At 30.4% G+C, this 698-nt stretch carries 1 protein-coding gene and 1 pseudogene; both read left to right on the forward strand.

What is annotated here, in order from left to right; genetic code table 11:
- The coding region (locus DK861_RS02780; protein ID WP_162556757.1) for a hypothetical protein at positions 1-461 on the forward strand (461 nt) is incomplete at its 5' end.
- 32 nt (positions 462-493) lie between these two features.
- A pseudogene (locus tag DK861_RS02785) lies at positions 494-698 on the forward strand (hypothetical protein); the annotation flags it as partial.

The raw sequence follows: 698 nt of genomic DNA on the forward strand, positions 1-698 counted from the left end.
TTGCCCTTAATGGAGGAGGCTCATGCCGATGGCAATTGAGTGAAGTTTGGATGTCAATCATTTACAAAAAAACACTGAATACGTATAGTGATTTTGAAACAATACCATCACATAAAATTATTTTAATCTTTAATAATCATAATGATAACGAAGGAGAAATTATAAGAAATTTAATACAGGATGAAAAAATAGAACTGAATTACTATCCGGTATTTATTAATAATAAAGTATTAAATGAAAAAAAAATAAATTTGTTTAATAAATGGGATGGTACTCAATACACATTAGTCCATAATGAAAGAAACATACTATTCATTCCTACCTATCATAAAGATAATATCACGAAGGTTGACATGCCTAAAGAGCGAGAAAAAGATATTATTATTTATTATTCAGATGGCACGATAGAAAAATCAAAATATTGGGGACTAAATTATAATAAATTAAAGAGTCTTAATTGAATAAAAAATTCAATCCCAACCGAGGAGATTATTTGAAATTATTTCTTTTAAATATAAGGCAAGAGAAGAGATGGAGCGTTTATAAATGTTTTCTCTTACTGTCTATCATCATTATGATCCAAGGCTGTGCACCTCGTAGTGATAAAAATAAAACACTGTCTCCCCCAGCTGATACGGAGTGGGTTACCGTCGGGATTAAACTTCCAGCAGGCATTGAGGCATTACCTTTAAATGTAC

It is taken from the genome of Proteus sp. TJ1640 (assembly GCF_003144445.1).
Taxonomy (GTDB): domain Bacteria; phylum Pseudomonadota; class Gammaproteobacteria; order Enterobacterales; family Enterobacteriaceae; genus Proteus; species Proteus penneri.